Source organism: Teichococcus vastitatis (assembly GCF_003604215.1).
Lineage (GTDB): Bacteria > Pseudomonadota > Alphaproteobacteria > Acetobacterales > Acetobacteraceae > Pseudoroseomonas > Pseudoroseomonas vastitatis.
Genome location: NZ_QXGS01000002.1, coordinates 62,820 through 85,969, shown reverse-complemented (window position 1 = coordinate 85,969; position 23,150 = coordinate 62,820). Strand labels below are relative to the sequence as shown.

Here is a 23,150-nt window from a genome sequence, read left to right as displayed (position 1 = left end):
GCTCAGCGCACCCGGTTGCGCCAGGCAGCGAGCGCGATCGAGAGCAGCAGGAAGCCGCCCCAGATCAGGTCCACCAGGAAGTTGGAGAAGCGCATCATCTGCAGCCCCGAGGAGAGCAGCATCAGCGCCACCAGCGCCAGGATGATGCCCGGCACCGAGCCGCGCCCGCCCGCGGGGTTGGTGCCGGCCAGCACCGCGATCAGCACAGCCTGCAACAGGTAGGACACGCCGTAATCCGATTTCGCCGCGTTGGTGCGGCCGGACAGCAGGATGCCGGCAATGCTGGCCAGCCCGCCGGTCAGCACGTAGGACAGGAACACGGTGCGCCCGGTGCGCAGCCCGGCAAAGGCCGCCGCGCGGGCGTTGGTGCCGATCAGCGCCAGGTTGATGCCGAAGGCGGTGCGCGACAGGATGAACCACACCAGCCCGGCCACCACCAGGAACACGATCAGCGGCACGGCGATGCCGAAGGCGGTGCCGTTGCCGATCTGGCCCCACAGCCTCGGAAAGCCCACCACCGCGGGGCCGCCGGTCAGCACCAGGCAGATGCCGGTGAACACCTGCCCAGTGCCGATGGTGGCCAGGATCGGCGTGACGCGCAGTCGGGTGATCAACAGCCCGTTGATGGCGCCGGCGACCAGCCCGGTGCCCAAGGCGATGCCGATGCCCGCCGCCACCAGCGGCCAGGAAAGGTTCACCAGATCCGGCCCGCGCGGCGCGCCGACCGCGTGAAAGAACAGCCCGGCCAGGATGCAGGCCAGATTGGCGATGCCGATCACCGAGAGATCGATGCCGCCGGTCAGCATCGCCACCATCATCGCGATGGCCAGCAGGCCGAGTTCCGGCGCGATGAAGGTGATGGATTCGAACACATAGGGCCGCAGGAAACGGTCCGGGTTCAGCGCCGCCATGCCGGCGAAGATCAGCACCGTCAGCAGCACCAGCTGCAGCAGGTTGGTGTCGAGGCGGCGCAGGCGCCGGGTGATCGCGGTCATGATGCGGTGCCCCTGCTCAGGCGATGCGCTTGCGGTCGCGCCAGGCGGTCGCCGCCGTGGCCGCAATCACGATCAGGCCCACCACCACGCGCTGCCAGGTGGTGTCGACGCCCAGGATGATCAGGCTGTTGGTGATCACCACCAGCGTCAGCACGCCGAGCATCGTGCCGATCACGCTGCCCCGCCCGCCGAAGATCGAGGCGCCGCCCAGCACCACGGCGGCGATCACGTCCAGCTCCAGTCCGACCATGTCGCGCGGGTTGGCGGTCCAGATCATGGCGCCGTGCAGCAGGCCGGCGAAGCCGGCCAGCGCGCCGGCCAGGCCGTAGATGAAGAAGGTGGTGCGGCGGGTGTTGAAGCCGACGCGCCGCGCCGCCTCCTCGCCGCCGCCCAGGGCGTAGATGGAGCGGCCCATCATGGTGTGGCGCAGCATCAGATGCACCAGCAGCGCGATCACAGCGTAGAGCAGCACCATGGCGGACAGGCCGGCCGGGCTGCCATCCGCTTGCGTCACGGTGAACAGGTCCTGCCGGGCGAAGTTGATCAGCAGCGGCGGCATCTGGTCGATGTTGATCTGGCTGGTGCCGACCACGCCCAGAATGAAGCCGCGCACCGCGGTGCCGGTGCCCAGCGTCACGATCAGCGGGATCATGCGCAGGTAATGCACGAAGGCGGCATTCACCAGGCCGAGGCCGATGCCGATGGCCGTCGCCATGGCGAAGGGCAGCAGCACGCCGTCAAAGCCCCAGGCAACCATCGCCCGCACCGTCAGGTACATGGCGGCGATGGCGAAGGCGGGAAAGGACACGTCGATGCCGCCCGACAGCATCACCAGCAGCACGGCCAGCGCCAGGATCCCGGTGATCACCGAGGCGCGCAGCAGGCTGAAGATGTTGGCGGGCTGCCAGAACACCGGGTTGATCAGCCCGATCGTCACCACGGCGACCACCAGCACGGCGGCCACCATCCATTCCGGATGCCGCCGCAGGGCGAGGGCCAGGGACCTCATGCCAGCGCTCCCAGCATCTCGCTCAGCTTGGCCTCGTTCGTTTCCGCCGCCGGGGTGTCGGACACCAGCCGGCCGCGATGCAGCACCAGGATGCGGTTGCAATGGTCCACCAGCTCCGGCAGGTCATCGGAAATCATCAGCACGCCGAGCCCGCGCGACTGAGCCAGCTCACGGATCTTGCGGTGGATGCCGGCCTTGGAGCCGACATCGACGCCTACGGTCGGGCCGTTCAGGATCAACAGGCGGGGATCGTTCATCAGCCAGCGGCCGATCACCACGCGCTGCTGGTTGCCGCCCGAGAGCTGCGTCACCGGGCGGTCCCCGGTCGGGGTGGCGATGGCCATCTCGCGGATCATGCCGGATGCTTCGCGCGCCGCGCGGCCGCCCTGCATGACGCCGCCCCGCGACAGCCGGTCATGCGAGGTGACCAGCATGTTGCGGTCGATGGTCTGGGTCAGGAACAGGCCCTCGGTCAGCCGGTCCTCGGGGACATAGGCGATGCCGTGGCCGATGGCTTCCTGCACGCTGTCGAGCCGCACCTCACGCCCGTCGATGCGGACGCGGCCCTGGTAGCCCGGCTTCATGCCGAACAGCGTCAGCGCCAGCTCGGTGCGGCCGGAGCCGAGCAGGCCGGACACGCCCACGATCTCGCCCGGCATGATGCGCAGCGCGATGTTCTCCAGCTGGCCGGGAATGCTCAGCGCCGCCACTTCCAGCAGCGGCTTGCCGCGCGGATCGCCATTCCAGCGATAGCCCTCCGCCGCGATCTCCTGGCCGGTCATAGCGCGGGTGATCTTGTTCTCGTCGAACTCGGAGATCGGGCCGGCGGCGACCACGCGGCCGGAACGGATCACCGTCAGCCGCTCGCTGATCTCCAGCATCTCTCGCATCTTGTGGCTGACGAACAGCACGGCGATGCCGCGCGACTGGATGTCGCGCACCACGCGGAACAGCGCCTCCACCTCGCGCCCGGTCAGCGCGGTGGTCGGCTCGTCCATGATCAGCAGGCGGGGGTCCGACATCAGCGCGCGGGCGATGGCCACCAGCTGCTTGCCGGCGGTGGGCAGCGTTTCCACCAGCGCGTCGAGGTCGAGGTCGACGCCGAGCTTGGCGATGGCCTCCGCCGCGATCCGGCGCACGCGGCGCCAGGACACCAGCTTGCGGCCTTCCTGCAACTCGCTGCTGAGCGCCAGGTTCTCCGCCACGCTGAGGTTCGGGAACAGCGAGAAATCCTGGTAGATGACCTGCACGCCGTGGGCGATGGCGGAGCGCGGCGTCAGCCCGCCCACCGGCTGCCCGTCGATCAGGATCTCCCCCTGATCCGGCTGCCAGACGCCGGAGATCACCTTGATCAGCGTCGACTTGCCGGAGCCGTTTTCGCCGGCCAGGCAGTGGATCTCGCCCCGGCCGATGCTGAGGGATACGTCATCCAGCGCGCGCACGGCGGCGAAGCTCTTGCCGATGTGGCGCAGTTCGATCAGCGGTGCGGTCATGCGGGTCCGTTGCACAGGAAACGGGGCGGCGCGGGGCCGCCCCGTTCCGGATCAGAAGTTGGGCTCAGAAATTATACTGCGCCATGTTGTCCTTGGTGACCCCGACCCAGCCCTGGCCAACCAGCACGCCGGGCTTCTTGGCATCGGGCACCTGCAGGCTCTCATAGCCCGCGAGGCCGAGGTTCAGCCCCGCCTTGATGTCCTTCTTGGCCAGCGCCATCACCGCCAGGACGTTCATGGCGTAGCCGGCCACCGCCGGGTCCCAGAACTGGATGTAGTTGATGTCGCCGTTGCGCAGGTACTGCCCGGCGACGGACACCAGCCCGGTGCCGGAGAAGAACAGCTTGCCCTTCAGGTTGCGCTCCGCGATCAGACGGCCGGCGCCGGCCGAGGTCGGCATCGGCGCGCCGACGATCCCCTTCAGGTCGGGATAGGCAGTGAGCACTTCCTTGAGCTTGTTGTAGTCGGTGGTGGCGTCGTCATAGGTCTCGATGCGCCGCGTCACCTCCTGCATCTTCGGGAAGTGCTGCTTCTGGTAGGCGACGGCGCCGTCGATCCATTCCATCTGCGACTGCGAGGTCAGGCTGCCGACGGTGGCGACGTACTTGCCCTCGCCGCCCATGTCGCGCCCCAGCACTTCCATCAGCTTGGCGCCATAGGCGTGGTTGTCGAAGGCCTCGATGTCGTAGTCGATGTTCTCCAGCCCCGCCGCCTCGTGCGAGATCACCACGATGCCCTGGCGCCGCGCCTTCTGCAGCACCGGCTCCACCGCCTCGACCGAGAAGGGAACGATGCAGATGGCGTCGACGCCCTGGGCGATCAGACTTTCCACCAGCTGCACCTGCGCGGCGGCATCGGCCTGGCTCGGACCGATCATCCAGGTGTCGTGGCCCTGGTCGCGGCCGAACTGCGTGACGCCCGCGCGCATGCGGTCGAACCAGGCGATGCCGTCCACCTTCACCACCGTCGCAATGACGCGCTTCTTGGCCGATTTGGCGTTGATGTCTCCGGACACCTTGCTGGCATCCACCGCCGCCCCGCCCGATGTTCCCTGGGCCCAGGCCGGACGGCCCATGATCGCCGCCATCATCGCCGCGCCGCTTAGCGCATTGAAGGAGCGCCTGTTGAACTCAACCATTGCTTATTTCCTTCCCTGGTCAGGCCCTGCCTGTCAGTAGCTGCCGGAGGCGGCCGGCGCGCCGGTGATCAACGCGACACCGGAACTGGCGCCGATCCGCGTGGCGCCGGCGGCGATCAGCGCCTGCGCCGCATCCCATGTCCGCACGCCGCCCGACGCCTTGACACCCAGCGCCTGGCCCACCGTTTGGCGCATCAGCGCCACATCGGCAACCGTGGCGCCGCCGGTGGAAAATCCGGTCGAGGTCTTGACGAAATCGGCGCCCGCCTCGGCCGAAAGCCGGCAGGCGGTGCGCTTCTGCTCGTCATCCAGCAGGCAGGTCTCGATGATGACCTTCAGCACCTTGCCGGGGCAGGCGGCCCGCACGGCCGCGATGTCGGCACGCACCGCATCGAGCTTGTTGTCGCGCAGCGCGCCGATGTTGATCACCATGTCGATCTCGTCGGCGCCATCGCGCACCGCGCTCGCGGTTTCGGCCTTCTTGGTCTCGGGCAGGGTGGCGCCGAGCGGGAAGCCCACCACCGAGCAGGTCTTCACCCCCGTGCCGCGCAACGCGCCGGCCACCAGCGCCACATGGGCCGGATTGACACAAACCGAGCAGAAATGGTGCTCCGCCGCCTCGGCGCAGTAGCGCCGCAGCTCCGCTTCCGTGGCATCGGCCTTCAGCAGCGTATGGTCGATCAGCGGCGCGAGTTCGGCGGGCGTCCGGGGTGTGGCGACGGGATGGATCATGGAGATGGCGGTCCTCAGGAACGTCGCGTGAACGGCCGCCCCTCAGATTGTTAGTTTTGTTTCTATTGTTATAATCGTCACATTAAGGGGACCGGCCGTCAAGCCGGGCACCGTCCAGGGGACAGCACAATGGCGGAGGGCGAACCTCTCGGCGCCTCCGATCTGCGGCGCAGGAGCCGGCTGGCGCAGTTGCAGGACATGCTGCGCCAGGGCGGCCCGACCCGGCTCGGGGATGCGGCGGCGGCGCTCGGCGTGTCCTCCATGACCTTGCGGCGCGATCTGGCCCGCACCGGCCAGCCTTTCAGCCTGCTGGGCGGCCATGTGGTTCCGCTCGGCGACGGCCCCTCCCGCCGCGGCTACGCGCTGGAGCGCGAGCAGGACAGCCACGCCGCCGCCAAGCGCCAGGCCGCGCGCCGGGCGGCCAGCCTGGTGGAGGAGGGCGACACGCTGTTCATCGATTGCGGCACCACCATGCCGCATCTGGTGGAAGCCCTTCCCCCCGGCTTGTTCCTCACGGTCGCCTGCTACGCCCTCAACATCGCGCAGCTGCTCAGCCGCCGGCCGCAAACGCAGCTGGTGCTGCTGGGCGGAGTGTTCCATCCGGCTTCCGCCACCTTCGCCTCGGACGAGGCGCTGGCCAGCCTGCGCCGCCTGCGCATCAACAAGGCCTTTCTCTCGGCCGGCGGCGTGCATGCCACGCGCGGCGTCACCTGCACCAACTTCAACGAGGTGCCGGTGAAGCAGGCCGCCATCGCCTCCGCCGCGCAATCGGTGCTGGTGGTGGACAGCAGCAAGCTTGGCCGGCTGAAGCCGGCCTTCTTCGCGCCCGTCTCGGCCTTTGAGCGCATCGTAACCAGTCCGCTGGAGCGCCCGGAGGCGGCGACGCCGTTGCTGCGCGCCGGATCACGGCTGGACACCGCACCCGCCGGCGCCTGATCCGGCCTTGCAGGAGAAGCAATCCGATGCAGACCATCCTGATCGGCGTGGATGTGGGAACCGGCAGTGCCCGCGCCGCCGCCTTCACGCCCGCAGGCCGCATGCTGGCGCAGGCGGTGCGGCCGATCCGGATGTGGCGGCCGCGTCCGGATTTCGCGCAGCAATCCTCGGCCGATATCTGGGCTGCGGTGGGCGCAGCGGTGCGCGCGGCCATGGAGGGGCTCGATCCTGCCGCCGTGCGCGGCATCGGCTTCGACGCCACCTGCTCGCTGGTGGTGCTGGATGCGGCGGGGGCGCCGGTCAGCGCCAGCCCCGATGCAGCGCCAGAGCAGGACATCATCGTCTGGATGGACCATCGCGCCGGTGCCGAGGCGGAGCTGATCAACGCCGGCGGCCATGATGTGCTGCGCTATGTCGGCGGCAAGGTGTCGCTGGAGATGCAGACGCCGAAGCTGCTTTGGCTGAAGCGGCACCTGCCGGAGGCCTGGGCGCGCGCCGCATATTTCTTCGACCTGCCGGATTTCCTCACTTGGCGCGCCACCGGCAGCGCGTCCCGCTCGCTGTGCTCCACCGTCTGCAAATGGACCTATCTTGGCCAGGAGGGGCGCTGGGATGAGGGCTTTTTCCGCGCCATCGGGCTGGAGGAGCTGGTGGAGGACGATTTCCGCCGCATCGGCACCGCCATCCTGCCGGTCGGCCATCCGATCGGCGGCGGGCTGAGCGCGGCAGCGGCGGCGGAGTTCGGGCTGCCGGCCGGCATCGCCGTCGGCACCTCGGCCATCGACGCGCATGCCGGGGGACTCGGGGTCATCGGCGCGGCGCTGGACGGCGCGGCGCCGGACGAGCCGGCGTTGCTGCGTCGCGTCGCGCTGGTGGGCGGCACCTCTTCCTGCCACATGGCGGTGTCCGCCTCGCCCCGCTTCGTGCCGGGAGTGTGGGGGCCGTATTATTCCGCGATGCAGCCGGGGCTGTGGCTGAACGAGGGTGGGCAATCCGCCACCGGCGCGCTGATCGACCATGTGATCACCACCCACGCCGCCTATCCGGCCCTGGCGGAGGCGGCGCGGCAGGCCGGCACCAGCATCTACCAGGCGCTGAATGAGCGCGTCGCCTCACTGGCCAGCGGGCTGCCATTCCCGGCGCTGCTCACCGACGCGCTGCACGTGATGCCCGATTTCCATGGCAACCGCTCGCCGCGCGCCGATGCCTCGCTGCGCGGCATGGTGTCCGGGCTGCGGCTCTCAGCCACGGCGGACGACCTCGCGGTGCTGTACCTCGCCACCGTGCAGGCGGTGGCCTACGGAACGCGGCACATCATCGAGACGCTGAACGAGCAGGGCTACCGCATCGACACGGTGCTGGCCTGCGGCGGCGGCACCAAGAACCCGGTCTTCCTGCGCGAGCACGCCGATGCCACCGGCTGCCGCATCGTGCTGCCGGCGGAGCCGGAGGCGATCCTGCTCGGCGCCGCCATGCTGGGCGCCGTGGCAGGCGGGGTGCAGCCGGACCTGCCGGCGGCGATGGCGGCGATGAGCCGCGCCGGCGCGGTGATCGAGGCGGGGGGCGGCCCGGTGCGGCGGTTCCACGATGCCAAATACGCCGTGTTCCGCCGCATGCATGACGACCAGATGGCTTACCGCGCGCTGATGGCGGGGTGACCGGCGGCCGGCGGAGCGGTCATTCAACGATCACGTGCCGGGCGGCGGCGCCGGGCCTAGCCTGCGCGAGTTGTTGCGAAGATCTGGATCATGACGATGCGTCGCCTCCTGCTCGGCACCTGCCTGCTGCTGCCCGCCTGGAACCTCCCCGCCCGGGCCGCGCCCGAGATCACCGTGCTGGAGAGCCAGGATCCGGTCCTGCGCCTCGGCCGCTTCGCCTTCGAGGGCGGCAGGACGCTGGATCTCAGCGTGGGAATCGGCAGCGCCGCCCATCACCGTGCGGGCGATCCGGTGGACATCGTCTACACCCTGTCCGACCGCGGCCCCAACATCGCCTGCGGCGATGCCGAGCCCGTCACCGGGCTGCCCGCCGCGCGGATCTGCGCCGCCGATCCGAAGGGGCGGCTCTACCCGGTGCCGGATTATGCTCCCACCCTCTACGGCGTGCGGCTGCTGCCGGCCGAGCGGCGCTTCCAGGTGTTCGAGTCCATCGCGCTGAAGACACGGGATGGCCGCCCGATCACCGGCCTGACCAATCCGCTGCCGGGCCGCACCGAACAGCCGCTGGACGGGCAGGGCCGCAAGCTGGCCCATGACGTGTCCGCCATCGACGCCGAGGGTCTGATCCGCCTGCCGGACGGCACCGCCTGGATCGGCGAGGAGAACGGCCCCTCCCTGGTGCAGGTGGCGCCCGATGGTCGCATCCGCCGCCGCGTGGTGCCGGCCGGCACCGCCGGCGAGTTTTCCGGCGCCGGCTACGAGGTGGTGGAGGGCCTGCCCGCCATCCTGGCCAGGCGGCAATCCAATCGCGGCATCGAGAGCATCGCCGGCACGCCCGATGGCGCGACGCTGTACACGGTTCTGCAGAACCCGCTGGCCAATCCGGATGCCGCTGCCTACCGCGCCGCGCGCAACACCCGGCTGCTGCGCTATGACCCGGCCGATAACCGCGTGACGGGCGAGTGGGTGTACCAGCTCGACGCGCCGCAAAGCTTCCGCAATGATCCGTCGGACAAGCAGAACGATCCGCGCATCTCTGAGATGAGCTGGCTCGGTCCCGACCGGCTGCTGGTGCTGGAGCGGACGGAAAAGACCACCAAGCTATACGAGGTGCGGCTCGGCGGGGCGACTGACATCCTGGGCAGTTCCTGGGACGAGGCGGCCACCGCGCCGAGCCTGGAGCAGCGCAACGACCTCGCCGGCACCGAGGTCACGCCGCTGGCCAAGCGCCTGGTGCTGGACAGCGCCGAGCACCTGGAACTGCCAGGAAAGCTGGAAGGCGTCGCGGTTCTGCCCGACCGAACGCTGATGCTGATCAACGATGACGATTTCGGCATCGGCAGCGAGCGGACGAAGATCGTGCTGGTGAGGGGTGTGCTGGACTGACGCGCCGCGGGCGGGGATGCGGCCCGGTGGGCCATTCCGGGCTCGTTATTCTGCGGAGGCGACACTCCCGCGTCATCGCGGGCTCCGGGAGCCGCATGGGCCGAGACCGCGGCTGCCGGAGGTTCATGGCCGGCGGATGCGGGGCGACGGTCCGGTCGTGCCGCGCTCCGGAACGATCCCGTTGTCCCGGAGCACGTCGCCGCCTTTACTTGAAGATGATGGGCGCGTCGTCGCTCGGCATGTCGGGCAACGGCACCTCGATGCGCACCGAGGCCGGATCGACGCCCGTTCCCTTGTCCAGCCAGTAGGTCACGCTCTCCGGCCAGAAAATCACGATGGCCACCAGGATCAGCTGCAGCCCGACCCAGGGAATCGCGCCCCAATAGATGTCGCTCGACCGCACGGTCTTGGGCGCGATGCCGCGCAGGTAGAACAGTGCGAAGCCGAAGGGCGGGTGCATGAAGCTGGTCTGCATGTTCACGCAAAGCAGCACGCCGAACCAGACCAGGTCGATGTCCAGCTTGGCGGCAACCGGGGCCAGCAGCGGCACCACGATGAAGGCGATCTCGAAGAAGTCGAGAAAGAACGCCAGAAAGAAGATGAAGATGTTGACGAAGATCAGGAACCCGACCTGGCCGCCCGGCAGGTGCGACAACAGGTGCTCGATCCACAGCGAGCCATCGACGCCCTGGAACACCAGGGAGAAGACGGTGGAGCCGACCAGGATGAAGATCACCATGCAGGTGATGCGCATGGTGTTGTCCATGGCCTGCTTCACCAGCGTCCAGCTCAGGCGGCGGTTGGCGGCCGCCAGCCCCACGGCGCCCACCGCGCCCATCGCGCCCGCTTCGGTAGGCGTCGCCAGGCCGAGGAAGATGGTGCCGAGCACAAGGAAGATCAGCACCACCGACGGCACCATCCCCTTGATGACGCGCCAGTAGAGCGGCCAGCCGCGGGTTCCTAGCGCCTCGGGCGGCAAGGCCGGCACCTTGTGCGGCTGGAGGATGGACGTCGCGAGAATGAACAGGAGGAACAACGTCACCTGCAGGATCGACGGCCCGATAGCGCCCGCGTACATGTCGCCAACGCTTCTGCCGAGCTGGTCGCCCAGGATGATCAGCACCAGAGAAGGCGGAATCACCTGGGTGATGGTGCCCGAAGCCGCGATCACGCCCGTCGCGATGCGCATGTCGTAGCCGTAGCGGATCATGATCGGCAGTGAGATCATGCCCATGGCGATCACGGAAGCGGCGACGGTGCCGGTGATGGCGCCGAGCACCGCGCCCACCAGGATGACGGCATAGGCGAGACCGCCAGGCACCTTGCCGAACAGCTGACCGGTGCCTTCCAGCAGGTCCTCGGCCAGCCCGCAGCGTTCCAGGATGGCGCCCATCAGGGTGAAGAAGGGGATCGCCAGCAACAGGTCGTTCGACATGATGCCGAACACGCGGAAGGGCAGGTTGCCGAGATAGGCCGAGGTGAAGTAGCCCAGCTCGATCGACATGAAGCCGAAGAACAGCCCCACTGCGGCGAGCGAGAAGGCCACCGGAAAGCCGATCAGCAGGAACACGACGAGGCCGCCGAACATCAGCGGCGGCATCATCTCAAGGGTCAGCATTGGAAAGGGTGATCCGCTCTACGAGGTGGCGCTTATTGGTCGGGGCGGTGGTATTCGGTGACCACCTCGGTATCCGGCTGCTCGCCGCGCAGCAGCGCGACGCGCTTGATCAGCTCCGACATGCCCTGCAGCGACAGCAGCAGGAAGCCCAGCGGCAGCAGGATCTTCACCGGCCAGCGGAGCAGGCCGCCGGCATTGGAGGAGGCCTCGTTCCGCAGGAAGCTGTCGAGAAAGAACGGCCAGGTCATCCAGGCCAGCAGCATCATGGCCGGCAGCAGGAACAGCACCAGCCCGAACACATCCACCCAGAGGCGGGCGCGCGGCGACAGGTTGCCGAACACCAGATCGACCCGCACATGCTCGTTGCGCAGCAGCGTGTACGAGGCACCGAGCATGACGATGCCGGCGAACAGGTACCACTGCACCTCCAGCCAGGCATTGGACGAATAGTTCATGCCATAGCGGATAGTGGCGTTGCCCGCGCTGATCGCACAGCTCAACAGCACCATCCAGGAGGCCGCCTCACCGAAAACATGGCTGACGCGGTCCATCACCCGGCTGAAAGCAAGCAGGGCACCCATAAGCCCGTGTTCCTTATTCCAACGAAAGGTCCCGCCTCAGCGGCGCTGCGCTTCCTGCGCATACATCGCGTAGACGAACTGGTCGAAGCTGTTCTCGGCGACGCGGAACCAGCCATACTGCTCGTCGCGGAAGGCGCGCCACTGCTCGTAGATGGTCTTGAACTTCTCGTTCTTGGCCGCCGTCTCGTCATACAGCTCGAAAGCGGCCTTGTAGCTGGCGGCCATGACCTCGCGCGGGAAGGGACGAAGCTGGGTGCCGGCGGCGATCAGCCGGCGCAGCGCCGCGGGGTTCTGCACGTCGTACTTGGCCATGGTTTCGATGGTGGCGTCGCGGCAGGCGCTTTCCAGCACCTCGCGGTAGAGCGCCGGCAGCTCGTCATACTTGGCCTTGTTGATGTAGAGGGACAGGTTCAGGCAGCCCTCCCACCAGCCGGGGAAGTAATAAAAAGGCGCGACGCGGTTGAAGCCGAGCTTCTCGTCGTCATAGGGGCCGATCCACTCGGCGGCGTCCACCGTGCCCTTTTCCAGCGCCGGGTAGATGTCGCCGCCGGCAATCTGCTGCGGCACCACGCCGAGCTTCTGCATGACGTTGCCGGCGAAGCCGCCGATGCGCATCTTCAGCCCGTTCAGGTCGGCGACGGTTTTCACTTCCTTGCGGAACCAGCCGCCCATCTGCGCGCCGGTGTTGCCGGCGGGGATGGAAACGATGTTGTAGCCGGCGAAGAACTCGCGCAGCACGTCGCGGCCGCCGCCCTGCTGCAACCATGCATTGGTTTGCCGCATGTTCAGGCCGAAGGGCACCGCGCCGTCGAAGGCGAAGGTCGGATCCTTGCCGACGAAGTAGTAGGAGGCGGTGTGGGCGCACTCCACCGTGCCGTTCTGCACCGCGTCGGCCACCTGCAGGCCGGGCACCAGCTCACCCGCCGGGAAGGCACGGATCTGGAACTTGTTGTCGGTCAGCGCGGCGACGCGCTTCGCCACGTGCTCGCCCGCGCCCCAGATGGTGTCCAGCGAGCGGGGGAAGGAGCTGGCCAGGCGCCAGCGGATCTCCGGCGCGCTTTGCGCGATGGCCGGGGCGGACAGGGTGGCGGTCGCGGCAACGGCGCCGAAGGCGGCGCTTCCGGTCAGCAATTGGCGGCGGATCATCTCGGACTTCTCTTTTCCCAGATCGAAGGCGTTGCGGGCGCGCATCGATTTTCCGCTATTTTCGGGGAGAGGCCGCGATTTGTCACGCGGGAACGTTGCCGGGCGAAACAATCTGCGGGACACCGGCGCCCGATGCCCCGCCGGATGGTCAGGCAGCCTCGGGGAACATCTTGCCCGGATTCAGGATGCCCCTGGGATCCATCGCCGCCTTCAGCCCGCGCATCACGTCGAGCACGTCGGCGCCGTGCTCCTGCACCAGGAACTCGCGCTTGCCGAGGCCAACGCCGTGCTCGCCCGAGCAGGTGCCGCCCAGCGCCAGGCCGGCGGCGACGATCTGCCGGTCCAGCGCCCAGGCCTTCTCCAGCCCCTGCGGGTCGTCGGCCGGGAACAGGATCACGCAATGGTAGTTGCCGTCGCCCACATGCCCGACGATGCAGGTGTTCTGCCCGGCGGCGATGGCCAGGTCCTTGGCGCCGACAATGGCCTCCGCCAGCCTCGAGATGGGCACGCACACATCGGTGGTGATGCCGCGGCAGCCGGGATACAGCGCGTTGGCCGCCCACCAGGCATCGTGCCGCGCCTTCCATAGCCTGCTGCGCGTTTCGGCATCCTCGGCCCAGGCGAAGCCGCGGCCGCCCATGTCGCTGGCGATCGCTTCCACCGCCTCGGCCTGTTCCCGCACACCGGACGGGCTGCCGTGGAATTCCAGGAACAAGGTCGGCAGCGGCTCGTAGGGCAGCTTCGAATAGGCGATCGAGGCGCGCATCTGGTCGGCATCGGCCAACTCGATGCGGGCCACGCGCACGCCGGCCTGCATGGTCATGATCACCGTCTCGACCGCCGCCTGCAGGCTGTCGAACTGGCACACGGCGGCGGTGGTCGCCTCCGGAATGCCCTGCAGCCGCAGCCGGATCTTGGTGATCACGCCCAGCGTGCCTTCCGAGCCCACGAACAGCCGCGTCAGGTCGTAGCCGGAGGAGGATTTGCGCGCCCGCCCGCCGGTGTTGATCACGCGGCCATCGGCCAGCACCACCTCCAGCCCCATGGTCGCCTCCCGCATGGTGCCGTACAGCACGGCATTGGTGCCGGAGGCGCGCGTCGCCACCATGCCGCCCAGGCTGCAATGGCTGCCGGGATCGACGGGGAAGAACAGCCCCTGGTCGCGCAGGTGGTCGTTGAGCTGGTGGCGCGACACGCCCGGCTCCACCAAGCAGTCCATGTCCTCGGGGTTGACTTCCAGGATCGCGGCCATGCGCGACAGGTCCAGGCTGATGCCGCGCCGCACCGGCACCACATGGCCTTCCAGGCTGGTGCCGGCGCCGAACGGCGTCACCGCGACGCCGTGCGTGTTGCACAGCGCCAGCAGGCGCGACACTTCCTCGGTGCTCTCAACAAAGGCCACGGCGTCCGGCAGCACGGGCGGGTTGGCGTCCTCGCCCTTGGCGTGCTGCTCGCGCACCGAGGCATTGGTGGACAGGCGCTCGCCGAGAAAGGCGCGGGCGGCGGCCAGCACGGCATCCAGCGGGTGGGTGGCAACGGTCATGCGGAGAACTCCTCCCGCGAGAGCGGGCATGTCAGGCAATGGGGTCCGCCACCGCCCAGAGTGAACAAGGAAAGCTCGGGGTCCAGCACGGTCAGGCCCTCGGCGCGCAGCGCGGCGTTCAGCGCCGTGCTGCCGCGTGCCGACACCACCCGGTCCCGCCCCAGCGCCAGGATGTTACAGCCGAGCTGCATGGCGTCGCGGTAGGGCACCGGGATGCAGCGGATGCCGTGGTCCCGCAGCCAGCCGATGAAATCCGGGTCCAGCACCTCGGTGCAGGCGACGGCCAGGCCCGGCGCGGCCATGCAGAACAACACGTCGAGGTGCAGGAAGTGCTCGTCGAAGGGTTGGAGGCGGACTTCCCAGCCTTCCGCGCGCAGCCAGCCGGCGAGCTGTTCGGCGCCGGCCTCGTCGGTGCGGCCGCCGGAATGGCCGATCGCCGCCAAGCCTGGGCGGATCACGTGGATGTCGCCGCCTTCCAGCGTTCCGGCGGAGGATTTGCGCCAGAAGCCGCTGCCGTTCGCGGCGTGGAAGTCGATCAGCCCGGCATATTCGCCGCGGCGCTGCGGCCGCTCCAGCTGGCACAGCACCGGGCCCCGGTGCGTCACCACCACGCTGTCGCGGGTATAGACCATGTAGGGCAGGTGCGCCTCGGGCGTCAGGTGGTGCACGGTGGCGCCGCCCTGTTGGATTGCCGCCACCAGCTCGGCATGCTGGGCCAGCAGGTGCGCCGGCGCCGGCGCCTGCCGCGCTTCCGACAAGGTGCGCCGCGCGATGCTGTTGGTGGGCAGCCAGCGGTAATGGTCCGGCCGGCAGACCAGGACGTCCCGCAGCTCGCCGGTTTCGGAGGACACGCGCCAGGATGACATGGGGGGCCAAGCTACGCCCGCGGAACGTGGCAATCCAGGGCCGGCGCTCAAAAACAGGCCGGGTCAGCCGCCTCCGGCCGGCGCGCGGCCGGACCCTGGGCCCTGCGTCAGCTCCCGCCAGAACCTGCCCAGGAACGCCGCGTCGGCGGCGGGGCGGCGGGTAAAGATTTCCGCCCGGCCGAGCACCCGTCCCCCGGCGTCCAGCGGCACGCGGATGCCCCAGAACCCCAACAGGCTGCTGTCCGCCATGCCATAGCGGGTGTCGGACACTTCCACGACGCTGCCGCCGCCGGGGGCCGGGTTCACGCTCCAGGCCAGATGGCCGCGGGCGAACCAGCGCAGCAGCCGCGCTTCGGGAAGTGCCGCCACCGTGCTGAAGCGTGGGTCGGGTTCCTGCGGCACATGCGTCCAAGGGATCGGGCCGGGCGCGAGCAGGCTGTGGCGACCGATGCGCAGCCCGTCCGGCGCTTCGGCGACGATCCGCCGGTACCAGGGCTGGAACAGCAGCGGATAGGCCTCGATCGAGGTGGCGGTGATTCCGCTGCCGGCCAGCTGGGCGCGGGCCAGTTGCACGGTGCGCTCGCCCTGCGCCCAGGCATGCAGCGTCCAGCCGGTGATGAACAGCAGCGCCAGGGCGGCGGCCGGCACGGCGCGGTCGGAGCGGCGGCTGAACCCGGCCACCAGCACCGCCAGCAACAGCACCGCGCTGTAGATCGGATCAATGATCGGCATGGCGTTCAGCGCGAAGCGGTGGTCGGAGAGCGGTGCCAGGAGTTGCGTGCCGTAGCTGGTGAACACATCGATCACCGGATGGGTCAGCAGCACCAGCACGCACAGCCACATCCAGGCGCGCATCCGGACAGGGTCGGCGGAGCCGCGGCGGCGCGCCTCCCACCCGGCGATGGCGCGGCCGATGAAGGGCCCCACCACCGGGCCGAACAGGATGGAATGGGTGATGCCGCGATGATGCCGCCAATTGGCGAAGCCATCCGCCACCCAGCCCACCGCCACGTCGAGGTCCGGCACGGTGCCGAGCACCGCCCCCGCCGCCACCGCCCGCCGCCCGAGCGTGCGGTGGAAGCCGGCGGCCGCCACGGTGGCGCCGAACAGGGCCTGGGTCACGCTGTCCATGAACACACTCCGAAGTTCCGGCCTCATCTGGCCCCGGCGGCGGAAAAGTCACGCTCAGGGCCGGTCGAAACCCCTCCACGCGTTGACCCCCCGGAAGGAGGGGCCTAGCGTTTCGCTTCCAAGCCCACGAGGAAACGGACAAACCATGGTGAACAAGGTCAAGGAAGCCTGGGCGCAAGGCCGGGCGGTGGTGAATGGCTGGCTGGCCATTCCGAGTGCCTATGCCGCCGAGGTGATGGCACAGGCCGGCTTCGACAGCCTCACCGTCGACATGCAGCATGGCGTGCAGGACTACCTGTCCACCGTGGCCTGCTTCCAGGGCATGCAGCCGCACCCGGTGACGCCGATGGTGCGGGTGCCCTGGAACGAGCCGGGCATCGTCGGCAAGGTGCTGGATGCCGGCGCCATGGGCGTCATCTGCCCGATGATCAACACGCCGGAACAGGCGCAGCAACTGGTCTGGTCCTGCCGCTACCCGCCCGAGGGCACGCGGTCCTTCGGCCCGATCCGCGCCGGCATCTACGGCGAGGCGGGCACCTACTTCGCCACCGCCAACCGGGACGTGGCGGTGATCCCGATGATCGAGACCAAGGAGGCGGTGGACAACCTCGAGGCCATCCTCGACGTGCCGGGCATCGACGGGGTGTATATTGGCCCGTCCGACCTCGGCCTGTCCTACGGCATGAAGCCGGCGCTGGACCGCGAGGAGCCGGAAATCCTGCGCATCTACGAGCGCGTGCTGAACGAGGCCGGCAAGCGCAACATCGCCGTCGGCCTGCACAATGGCAGTGCCGGCTATGTCAAGAAGATGATCGGCATGGGCTTCAAGCTCTGCACCATCTCCAACGACAGCGGCATCCTGCTGCAGGCCGCCAGCGCGGCGGTGGCGACGGCCCGGAGCTGAACGGCAGCGGGCCGGGGCTGTTCAGGCCCCGGCCCGCGTGTCGGGCCCCCGGCGATGGCCGGAGACCTATCCAACCCTGCCGCTGATCAGGCCGCCTGCGCCAGCGATTTCGGCAGCTTGGCGATCAGCGCCTTCAGCATTTCCATCTCGGCCGCGTCGAGATCGGTCAACGGCGCGCGCACCGGGCCAGCCGGGCGGCCGACGGCGGCGCAGCCCGCCTTCACGATCGACACCGCGTAGCCCTTCTTGCGGTTGCGAATGGCGATGTAGGGCAGCACGAAGTCGCGCAGGCCCTGGTACACCTTGGCCGCATCCTTGGCGCGCACCGCGGCGTAGAAGTCATTGGCGAAGTCCGGCACGAAGTTGAAGATCGCCGAGGAATAGGTGGTCACCCCCATCTCGAGATAGGGCAGGGCGAAGGTTTCGGCGGTGGGCAGGCCGCCCACATAGGTCAGCCGGTCGCCGAGCTTGGCGTAGATGCGCGTCATCAGCTCAATGTCGCCGACGCCGTCCTTGAAGCCGACAAGGTTCGGGCAGCGCTCGCACAGCCGCGCCAGCGTGTCCTCGTTCAGGATGGCATTGTCCCGGTTGTAGACGATGACGCCGAGCCTGGTGCTCTGGCACACCGCCTCGATATGCGCGGCCAGGCCGGCCTGTTCGGAATTCACCAGGTAGTTCGGCAGCAGCAGCAGGCCGTCGGCGCCGGCCGACTCGGCCGACTGGGCCAGATCGCAAGCGATGGGGGTCGCCATGCCGGCGGGCGCGATCACCGGCACCTTGCCGCCGACCTCCTGCACCGCGTCCTTCACCACCACGGCGATCTCGGCCGGCGACAGGTTGAAGAATTCGCCCGTGCCGCCGGCGGCGAACAACCCGGCCGGACCATGGCCCAGCATCCAGCCGACATGCTCGCGATAGGGAGTGGCGTCGTAGCGGAAATCGGAGGTGAAGTGGGTGACCGGGAAGGACAGCAGGCCGCTGCCGATCGTCTGGGCCATCTCGGCCGGGGTCATTGAGGTCATGGAAGGCTTCCTCCTGGATGATGTCTGGTCATCATACATCCTGAGCCGGCAAGCGGTCTATTCGGAATCGCTCAGCCCCGCTTCGCCACGATGCCGCGCATCACCGCGGCCTCGCCGAACCGGGCGCGCAGCTGTTCCATGGCGTTCCAGCGCGCGGCGCGGCGCGGCGATTCGAGGTCCAGCAGGTCGCCCCGGTCCGCCCCGTCGCCGGATAGCAGGGGCTGCGCGCCGATGCCGATCAGGCGGAAAGCGGTGCCGTCGGCCTCGCGTGCCAGCAGGGGGCGGGCGGCCGCGAACAGCGTGTCAGGCAGGCGGGTGGGCGCGGTGAGCCGGGCGTGCCGGGTGCGAAGGGCGAAGCCCGCCGTTTTCAGCTTCAGCACCACGCCGCCGGCGGCGAAGTCCTTTTCCTTCAGCCGGCGAGCCAGCTTCTCCGACAGCCGCCATAGCACCGCCTCCAGCTCCGGCACGGCCCGCAGATCGCGCTCGAAGGTGGTTTCGGCACTGATGGATTTGGTGTCGCGGGCCGGGTCGACCCGGCGCCGGTCCTCGCCGCGGGCGCGGGCGGCCAGCGCCGGACCGTCCTCGCCGAGCTTCGCCGCCGCCTCGCGCGGCGACAGGCTGCCCAGCTGCCCCAGCGTCACCAGGCCGAGCGCCTGCAGCTTTCGCGCCTGCACCGGCCCCACTCCCGGCAACACCGACACCGGCTCGGGCGCCAGCAGGGTGGCGGCTTCCGCCGCGCCGATCACTGCGAAGCCGCGCGGCTTGTCGCGCTCCACCGCCAGCTTGGCGAGCAGCCGGTTCGGCGCCAGCCCGACCGAGACGGTGACGCCGACCTCCCGCTCCACCCGCAGGGCGAAGCGGGCCAGCACGGCGGCGGGTGGCGCCTTGTGCAGGGCGGCGGTGCCCGACAGGTCCAGCACCGCCTCGTCGATCGACAAGGGCTGCACCAGCGGCGTCAGATCCATCATCAGGGTGCGGATGGCGCGGCTGGCCTCGGCGTACTTGCTCATCTGCGGCTTGATCACCACGGCCCCGGGACACAGCGCCAGCGCCTTGAACATCGGCATGGCCGAGCGCACGCCCTTGATGCGCGCTTGGTAGCAGCAGGCCGCCACCACGCCGCGCTGCCCGCCCCCCACGATCACCGGCATGGTGCGCAATTCCGGCCGGTCGCGCTTCTCCACGCTGGCGAAGAAGGCGTCGCAGTCGATATGGGCGATGGTGAGGTCGGCCAGCTCGGCATGCCGGACCCACCGGCGGCCGCCGCAGACGGGGCAGGAAGGGCCGGATTTGTCGAGGAGAGTGGTGCAATCGCGGCAAAGGGCGGGCATGGCGGCATCATAGAACAAGAACACCACGGCAACGACCGCCGCCTCCGCATCAGCAACCATCCCTGGAGCCGCTTTCCGGTGGTAATGATCGACGCGACGCTGATCTGCGGAAGGGAGACGCGGCGATGGAATGCCGGTTGATCGTGGCGCAGGCCTCGGCCGAGGCGGGAGCACGGATCGGTGCGGTGCGGGCGGAGCATCTGGCGCTGATCGGCCCGATGGCGGAGGCGGGGGAGTTGCTTCTCGGCGTGCCGCTGCTGGACGCGGCCGGCGGTTTCCGGGGCAGCCTCATGCTGGTGTCAACGGAAGCAGCCGAGCGATACCTCGACCGGGAGCCGTTCCGGCGGAACGGCATCTGGCGGAGCCATGCGGTGCAGGCCTTTCGCATCGCGCCGCTGCCTTACCGGCCATTGCCTTGTGGCGCCCTGCCGGCACAGGCCACCCACACGGTCGCCCTTGCCCGGGATGGCCAGGATGCCGGGGCGCCGGCCCGCCGCTTGGCGGTGCGCGAGGCGCATCTCGGCCGCGTCCGGCCGGCGGCGGAGGCCGGCACGCTGGCCTTGGGCGGCGCGATCCTGGACGCGCCGGGCGGCCGGATGTGCGGCTCCATGGCGATCACCGCGCACCCGACCCTGGAACAGGCGCAGGCGTGGTGGGCGGAGGATCCCTACATGACCGGCGGCGTGTGGCGGGAGGTATCCTGGCATGCCACGCGCTTCGCGCCGCTGCCATACCGGGCGCTGCCGGGCGGGGAATAGCGGCGGCGGCAGCCGGGTGCCGGCGCGTGATGAAGTCGCATCCGATGCGGCAGGCCTTCGCGCGGGAGGGGCGGGTGGTCGGGGCCGCAGGGCCGTTTCAACGCTGCCTAGCCATGGTCCCACAGCCGCGCCGCGCCGAACACGCCCGAGGAATCGCCGTGCCTTGCCCGCAGCAGCCGCACCCCGGTGGCGTCGCCGAAGATGAACGGCGCCATGCGGCGCGGCACCTCGGCATAGATCCGCTCCAAGTTGGACAATCCGCCGCCCAGCACCACCGCGTCGGGGTCGAGCAGGTTGGTGGTGGCTGCCAGGGCGCGTGCCAGCCGGCTAGTGTAGCGCTCCAGCGCCGCCTCCGCCGCCGGGTCGCCGGCCGCCGCGGCGGCCTCGATGCCCGCAGCGTCGCGCTGCCCCTCGCCCTTCCAGTCGGCGGCCAGCGCCGGACCGCAGAGCAGGGTTTCCAGGCAGCCCGACAGCCCGCACCAGCAGCGCCGGCCGGGATGCTCCGCCGGCGTCATCCAGGGCAGCGGGGTGTGGCCCCACTCGCCGGCCACCCGGTTCGGCCCTTCCAGCAGCTTTCCATCCACCACCACGCCGCCGCCGACCCCGGTGCCGAGGATCACCGCGAACACCACGCGGTGGCCGGCGCCGGCGCCATCGGCCGCCTCGCTGAGCGCCAGGCAATTGGCGTCGTTGGAGATCCGCACCGGGCGGTCGAGCGCTTCCGCCAGATCGCGGTCCAGCGCCTGCCCGTTCAGGCACTGGGTGTTGGCGTTGCGCACCCGTCCGTCGCGTGGGCTGAGACTGCCGGGAATGCCGAGCCCGATGCTGCCGCGCCCGCCCAGTTCGGCCTCGACCGTCCCGACGAGCCCGGTGATCGCCGACACGATGCCCGGGTAATCGGCCGGGGTGGCGGCGCGGCGGCGCAGCCGGACCACGCCCCGCGCGTCCAGCGCCACGATTTCGGTTTTGGTGCCGCCAAGGTCGATGCCGATGCGAAGCGTCATGGCGCCGCAGGATAAGCGCCGGCCTGCCGCACGCATAGGGTCGCCCCTGTTCGTTGGCCCGGCCGCGGCCTATGTTTGCCGGTGAACAGGCAGGGGAGGCCGGACCATGGTGCTGGGCCGTTTGCTGGGTGCCGTCACCGGCGATGCCGGCCGCGTCGAACCGGCCGCTCTGGGCCCGCGCTTCCAGGAAGCGCTGTTGCCGGGCGAACAGGTTCTGGCCGCCTTCCGGACGGTGCGCGACGGCTTCGCCCTGACCGAATGGCGCATCATGGTGCTGGACCGGCAGGGCATGACCGGCTCCAAGACCGAGATCCTCAGCGTGCCCTACCGCGCCGTGACGCGCTTCTCGGTGGAGGCCGGCGGTGCCACCGATCTCGACGAGGAGCTGAAGGTGTGGGACCGGGCCGGCGAGGCGCCGCTCTCCTTTTCCTTCCGGCGCGGCACCGGCGCGGCCATGGCGGCTCAGGCAGTGCTGGCCGAGCGGGTCGTGGCCGCATGAGCCCGGCTTGCGCCGAACTTCCCGCGGTGGTGCAGTCCGGCCCCATGCCCGCCCCTTCCAAATCCGCTTCCGAGAAATCCACCTCTGAGAAACCCGCCGCCGATGGGCCCGGCGCTGCCAGGCAGTCCGCCCCCGGCAAGCCCGAAGCTGGCAAGCCCGGTAATGGCCGTCCGGCTCCGGCCAGGCCTGCCGTGACGGTGCCGGAAACCGTGCTCGATCTGCAGGGGCTGACCTGCCCGCTGCCGGTGCTGCGCGCCAACCGGGCGCTGCGTGGCATGCCCGCGGGGGCACGGCTGACGGTGCTGGCCAGCGATCCGGCCAGCGTCAAGGATTTCCAGGCCTATAGTCGGGAGACCGGCCATGCCCTGGTGAGCTTCAGCGAAACCGCGGGGATGTTCCGGTTCACCCTGCGCCGCCGGGAAGACCGGCCGGAAGATGAGCGGGACGGACCGCTGGCCGGATGAACGTCCTGCTGCTCACGCACCAGGCCTGCTTGGAGCACAGCAATTCGCCGGGTCATCCCGAATGCCCGGACCGGCTGCGGGCCGTGCTGCAGGCGCTGGAGGCCGAGGAATTCACCCTATTGCTGCGCGAGCCAGCGCCGGAGGCGACCGAGGAGCAGCTTCTGCGCGTGCACCGCCCCGAGCATGTTCGCGCCATCCTGAACATCCGCCCGCCGGACGGCGAGTGGCTGGCGCTGGATGGCGACACCGGCATGACCGCCGGCAGCGCCGCCGCCGCGCTGCGCGCCGCCGGGGCGGGCATCGCCGCGGTGGATGCGGTGTGCCGGGGCGAGGTGAAGCGCGCCTTCTGCGCCGTGCGCCCCCCCGGCCATCATGCCGAGCCGGACCGGCCGATGGGCTTCTGCCTGTTCGCCAACGCCGCGGTGGCCGCCCGCCACGCGGTCGCCGTGCATGGCCTGAAGCGCGTGGCCGTCCTGGATTTCGATGTGCATCACGGCAACGGCACCCAGGCGGTGGTGGAGCGCGATGCGGCCATCCTGTTCGCCTCCAGCCACCAATGGCCCTGCTATCCCGGCACCGGGCACGGGAGCGAGCGCGGCATCGGCAACGTTCGCAACGCCACCCTGCCGCCCGGCGCGGGGCCGGATCTGTTTCGCGCGGCATGGGATGACGTCCTGCTGCCCGCGGTTGAGCAATTCGCGCCGGAGTTGATCATCATCTCGGCCGGCTTTGATGCCCATGCCCGCGATCCGCTGGCCCAGCTCCGGCTGCGGGAGGCGGATTTCACCTGGGTGACCGGGCGAATCTGCGATCTGGCGGACCGCATCTGCGGCGGCCGGGTCGTCTCCACGCTGGAAGGAGGCTATGATCTGCCGGCGCTGGCCAGCAGCGCCGCGGCGCATGTTCGCGCGCTGATGAATGGCTAAATTGCTGCAC

Annotated in this window: 22 protein-coding genes; 8 read left to right on the top strand and 14 right to left on the bottom strand. The window is 69.7% G+C overall.

Annotated elements, in window-relative coordinates:
* Positions 1 to 2 precede the first annotated feature (2 nt).
* The 5 genes from D2K64_RS04045 to deoC all read right to left on the bottom strand — a co-directional run bounded on the left by D2K64_RS04045 (position 3) and on the right by deoC (position 5,367).
* Positions 3 to 995: an ABC transporter permease gene (locus D2K64_RS04045; protein ID WP_120006945.1), complete on the bottom strand. Its 993-nt coding sequence runs from the start codon at positions 993 to 995 to the stop codon at positions 3 to 5.
* A 16-nt stretch (positions 996 to 1,011) separates the two neighbouring features.
* The gene (locus D2K64_RS04040) at positions 1,012 to 2,004 is read right to left on the bottom strand and encodes an ABC transporter permease (protein WP_120006944.1); all 993 of its coding nucleotides are present in this window, start codon (positions 2,002 to 2,004) and stop codon (positions 1,012 to 1,014) included.
* Positions 2,001 to 3,497: a sugar ABC transporter ATP-binding protein gene (locus D2K64_RS04035; protein ID WP_120006943.1), complete on the bottom strand. Its 1,497-nt coding sequence runs from the start codon at positions 3,495 to 3,497 to the stop codon at positions 2,001 to 2,003. The genes D2K64_RS04040 and D2K64_RS04035 overlap by 4 nt, the downstream gene beginning before the upstream one ends.
* A 64-nt stretch (positions 3,498 to 3,561) precedes the next feature.
* Complete coding sequence (locus D2K64_RS04030; RefSeq protein WP_162306146.1) at positions 3,562 to 4,635, bottom strand: autoinducer 2 ABC transporter substrate-binding protein; 1,074 nt, start codon at positions 4,633 to 4,635, stop codon at positions 3,562 to 3,564.
* Positions 4,636 to 4,668: 33 nt separating this feature from the next.
* Positions 4,669 to 5,367: a deoxyribose-phosphate aldolase gene (gene deoC, locus D2K64_RS04025; protein WP_120006942.1), complete on the bottom strand. Its 699-nt coding sequence runs from the start codon at positions 5,365 to 5,367 to the stop codon at positions 4,669 to 4,671.
* A 129-nt stretch (positions 5,368 to 5,496) separates the two neighbouring features.
* Between deoC and D2K64_RS04020 the strand changes: the two genes are divergently transcribed.
* From D2K64_RS04020 to D2K64_RS04010, 3 genes are all read left to right on the top strand, one after another.
* On the top strand, positions 5,497 to 6,303 hold the full coding sequence (locus tag D2K64_RS04020; RefSeq protein ID WP_120006941.1) for a DeoR family transcriptional regulator: 807 nt from the start codon (positions 5,497 to 5,499) through the stop codon (positions 6,301 to 6,303).
* Between the two features lie 26 nt (positions 6,304 to 6,329).
* On the top strand, positions 6,330 to 7,961 hold the full coding sequence (locus tag D2K64_RS04015) for an FGGY-family carbohydrate kinase (RefSeq protein ID WP_120006940.1): 1,632 nt from the start codon (positions 6,330 to 6,332) through the stop codon (positions 7,959 to 7,961).
* A 90-nt stretch (positions 7,962 to 8,051) separates the two neighbouring features.
* Positions 8,052 to 9,347: an esterase-like activity of phytase family protein gene (locus D2K64_RS04010; RefSeq protein WP_238384001.1), complete on the top strand. Its 1,296-nt coding sequence runs from the start codon at positions 8,052 to 8,054 to the stop codon at positions 9,345 to 9,347.
* 205 nt (positions 9,348 to 9,552) lie between these two features.
* On the opposite strand, the gene D2K64_RS04005 is transcribed toward D2K64_RS04010, so the two are convergent.
* From D2K64_RS04005 to D2K64_RS03980, 6 genes are all read right to left on the bottom strand, one after another.
* The gene (locus D2K64_RS04005) at positions 9,553 to 10,965 is read right to left on the bottom strand and encodes a TRAP transporter large permease (RefSeq protein WP_120006938.1); all 1,413 of its coding nucleotides are present in this window, start codon (positions 10,963 to 10,965) and stop codon (positions 9,553 to 9,555) included.
* Between the two features lie 32 nt (positions 10,966 to 10,997).
* A complete protein-coding gene (locus D2K64_RS04000; RefSeq protein WP_120006937.1) occupies positions 10,998 to 11,546 on the bottom strand; it encodes a TRAP transporter small permease subunit in 549 nt (182 codons plus the stop codon).
* Positions 11,547 to 11,582: 36 nt separating this feature from the next.
* On the bottom strand, positions 11,583 to 12,737 hold the full coding sequence (locus tag D2K64_RS03995) for a TRAP transporter substrate-binding protein (protein WP_456316365.1): 1,155 nt from the start codon (positions 12,735 to 12,737) through the stop codon (positions 11,583 to 11,585).
* Between the two features lie 103 nt (positions 12,738 to 12,840).
* On the bottom strand, positions 12,841 to 14,235 hold the full coding sequence (locus tag D2K64_RS03990; protein WP_120006936.1) for an FAD-binding oxidoreductase: 1,395 nt from the start codon (positions 14,233 to 14,235) through the stop codon (positions 12,841 to 12,843).
* Positions 14,232 to 15,101, bottom strand: coding sequence for a dimethylarginine dimethylaminohydrolase family protein (locus D2K64_RS03985; protein ID WP_120006935.1), 870 nt, complete (start codon positions 15,099 to 15,101; stop codon positions 14,232 to 14,234). The genes D2K64_RS03990 and D2K64_RS03985 overlap by 4 nt, the downstream gene beginning before the upstream one ends.
* Before the next feature lie 63 nt (positions 15,102 to 15,164).
* Positions 15,165 to 16,232 carry a metal-dependent hydrolase gene (locus D2K64_RS03980; protein WP_157985710.1) on the bottom strand — a complete coding sequence of 356 codons (1,068 nt, stop codon included), beginning with the start codon at positions 16,230 to 16,232 and terminating at the stop codon, positions 15,165 to 15,167.
* Positions 16,233 to 16,377: 145 nt separating this feature from the next.
* Here D2K64_RS03980 and D2K64_RS03975 point away from each other — a divergent pair, with 145 nt between their 5' ends.
* A complete protein-coding gene (locus tag D2K64_RS03975) occupies positions 16,378 to 17,136 on the top strand; it encodes an HpcH/HpaI aldolase family protein (protein WP_120006933.1) in 759 nt (252 codons plus the stop codon).
* Between the two features lie 86 nt (positions 17,137 to 17,222).
* On the opposite strand, the gene kdgD is transcribed toward D2K64_RS03975, so the two are convergent.
* Positions 17,223 to 18,158 (bottom strand): 5-dehydro-4-deoxyglucarate dehydratase, encoded by a 936-nt coding sequence (gene kdgD, locus D2K64_RS03970; RefSeq protein WP_120006932.1) that lies wholly within the window; start codon positions 18,156 to 18,158, stop codon positions 17,223 to 17,225.
* Between the two features lie 71 nt (positions 18,159 to 18,229).
* Entirely contained in the window at positions 18,230 to 19,549 is a 1,320-nt protein-coding gene (locus D2K64_RS03965) for a DNA polymerase IV (protein WP_456316364.1), read from the bottom strand.
* A gap of 65 nt (positions 19,550 to 19,614) precedes the next feature.
* Between D2K64_RS03965 and D2K64_RS03960 the strand changes: the two genes are divergently transcribed.
* Positions 19,615 to 20,247, top strand: coding sequence for a YciI family protein (locus D2K64_RS03960; RefSeq protein ID WP_202910466.1), 633 nt, complete (start codon positions 19,615 to 19,617; stop codon positions 20,245 to 20,247).
* A 107-nt stretch (positions 20,248 to 20,354) separates the two neighbouring features.
* Here the strand turns inward: D2K64_RS03960 and D2K64_RS03955 are convergent, their stop codons facing one another.
* Positions 20,355 to 21,251, bottom strand: coding sequence for an ROK family protein (locus tag D2K64_RS03955; RefSeq protein WP_120006931.1), 897 nt, complete (start codon positions 21,249 to 21,251; stop codon positions 20,355 to 20,357).
* Positions 21,252 to 21,357: 106 nt separating this feature from the next.
* Here D2K64_RS03955 and D2K64_RS03950 point away from each other — a divergent pair, with 106 nt between their 5' ends.
* The 3 genes from D2K64_RS03950 (at position 21,358) to D2K64_RS03940 (ending at position 23,140) form a co-directional block, all read left to right on the top strand.
* Positions 21,358 to 21,750 (top strand): PH domain-containing protein, encoded by a 393-nt coding sequence (locus tag D2K64_RS03950; protein ID WP_120006930.1) that lies wholly within the window; start codon positions 21,358 to 21,360, stop codon positions 21,748 to 21,750.
* A 191-nt stretch (positions 21,751 to 21,941) separates the two neighbouring features.
* Entirely contained in the window at positions 21,942 to 22,214 is a 273-nt protein-coding gene (locus tag D2K64_RS03945; protein ID WP_120006929.1) for a sulfurtransferase TusA family protein, read from the top strand.
* Positions 22,211 to 23,140, top strand: a complete 930-nt coding sequence (locus D2K64_RS03940) for a histone deacetylase family protein (protein WP_120006928.1) — start codon at positions 22,211 to 22,213, stop codon at positions 23,138 to 23,140. The genes D2K64_RS03945 and D2K64_RS03940 overlap by 4 nt, the downstream gene beginning before the upstream one ends.
* Positions 23,141 to 23,150 lie beyond the last annotated feature (10 nt).

Coding starts and splice junctions, on each gene's coding strand:
- D2K64_RS04045 (WP_120006945.1), bottom strand. CDS start 995: ATGACCGCGATCACCCGGCGCCTGCGCCGCCTCGACACCAACCTGCTG.
- D2K64_RS04040 (WP_120006944.1), bottom strand. CDS start 2,004: ATGAGGTCCCTGGCCCTCGCCCTGCGGCGGCATCCGGAATGGATGGTG.
- D2K64_RS04035 (WP_120006943.1), bottom strand. CDS start 3,497: ATGACCGCACCGCTGATCGAACTGCGCCACATCGGCAAGAGCTTCGCC.
- D2K64_RS04030 (WP_162306146.1), bottom strand. CDS start 4,635: ATGGTTGAGTTCAACAGGCGCTCCTTCAATGCGCTAAGCGGCGCGGCG.
- deoC (WP_120006942.1), bottom strand. CDS start 5,367: ATGATCCATCCCGTCGCCACACCCCGGACGCCCGCCGAACTCGCGCCG.
- D2K64_RS04020 (WP_120006941.1), top strand. CDS start 5,497: ATGGCGGAGGGCGAACCTCTCGGCGCCTCCGATCTGCGGCGCAGGAGC.
- D2K64_RS04015 (WP_120006940.1), top strand. CDS start 6,330: ATGCAGACCATCCTGATCGGCGTGGATGTGGGAACCGGCAGTGCCCGC.
- D2K64_RS04010 (WP_238384001.1), top strand. CDS start 8,052: ATGACGATGCGTCGCCTCCTGCTCGGCACCTGCCTGCTGCTGCCCGCC.
- D2K64_RS04005 (WP_120006938.1), bottom strand. CDS start 10,965: ATGCTGACCCTTGAGATGATGCCGCCGCTGATGTTCGGCGGCCTCGTC.
- D2K64_RS04000 (WP_120006937.1), bottom strand. CDS start 11,546: ATGGGTGCCCTGCTTGCTTTCAGCCGGGTGATGGACCGCGTCAGCCAT.
- D2K64_RS03995 (WP_456316365.1), bottom strand. CDS start 12,737: ATGCGCGCCCGCAACGCCTTCGATCTGGGAAAAGAGAAGTCCGAGATG.
- D2K64_RS03990 (WP_120006936.1), bottom strand. CDS start 14,235: ATGACCGTTGCCACCCACCCGCTGGATGCCGTGCTGGCCGCCGCCCGC.
- D2K64_RS03985 (WP_120006935.1), bottom strand. CDS start 15,101: ATGTCATCCTGGCGCGTGTCCTCCGAAACCGGCGAGCTGCGGGACGTC.
- D2K64_RS03980 (WP_157985710.1), bottom strand. CDS start 16,232: ATGGACAGCGTGACCCAGGCCCTGTTCGGCGCCACCGTGGCGGCCGCC.
- D2K64_RS03975 (WP_120006933.1), top strand. CDS start 16,378: ATGGTGAACAAGGTCAAGGAAGCCTGGGCGCAAGGCCGGGCGGTGGTG.
- kdgD (WP_120006932.1), bottom strand. CDS start 18,158: ATGACCTCAATGACCCCGGCCGAGATGGCCCAGACGATCGGCAGCGGC.
- D2K64_RS03965 (WP_456316364.1), bottom strand. CDS start 19,549: ATGGTTGCTGATGCGGAGGCGGCGGTCGTTGCCGTGGTGTTCTTGTTC.
- D2K64_RS03960 (WP_202910466.1), top strand. CDS start 19,615: ATGGAATGCCGGTTGATCGTGGCGCAGGCCTCGGCCGAGGCGGGAGCA.
- D2K64_RS03955 (WP_120006931.1), bottom strand. CDS start 21,251: ATGACGCTTCGCATCGGCATCGACCTTGGCGGCACCAAAACCGAAATC.
- D2K64_RS03950 (WP_120006930.1), top strand. CDS start 21,358: ATGGTGCTGGGCCGTTTGCTGGGTGCCGTCACCGGCGATGCCGGCCGC.
- D2K64_RS03940 (WP_120006928.1), top strand. CDS start 22,211: ATGAACGTCCTGCTGCTCACGCACCAGGCCTGCTTGGAGCACAGCAAT.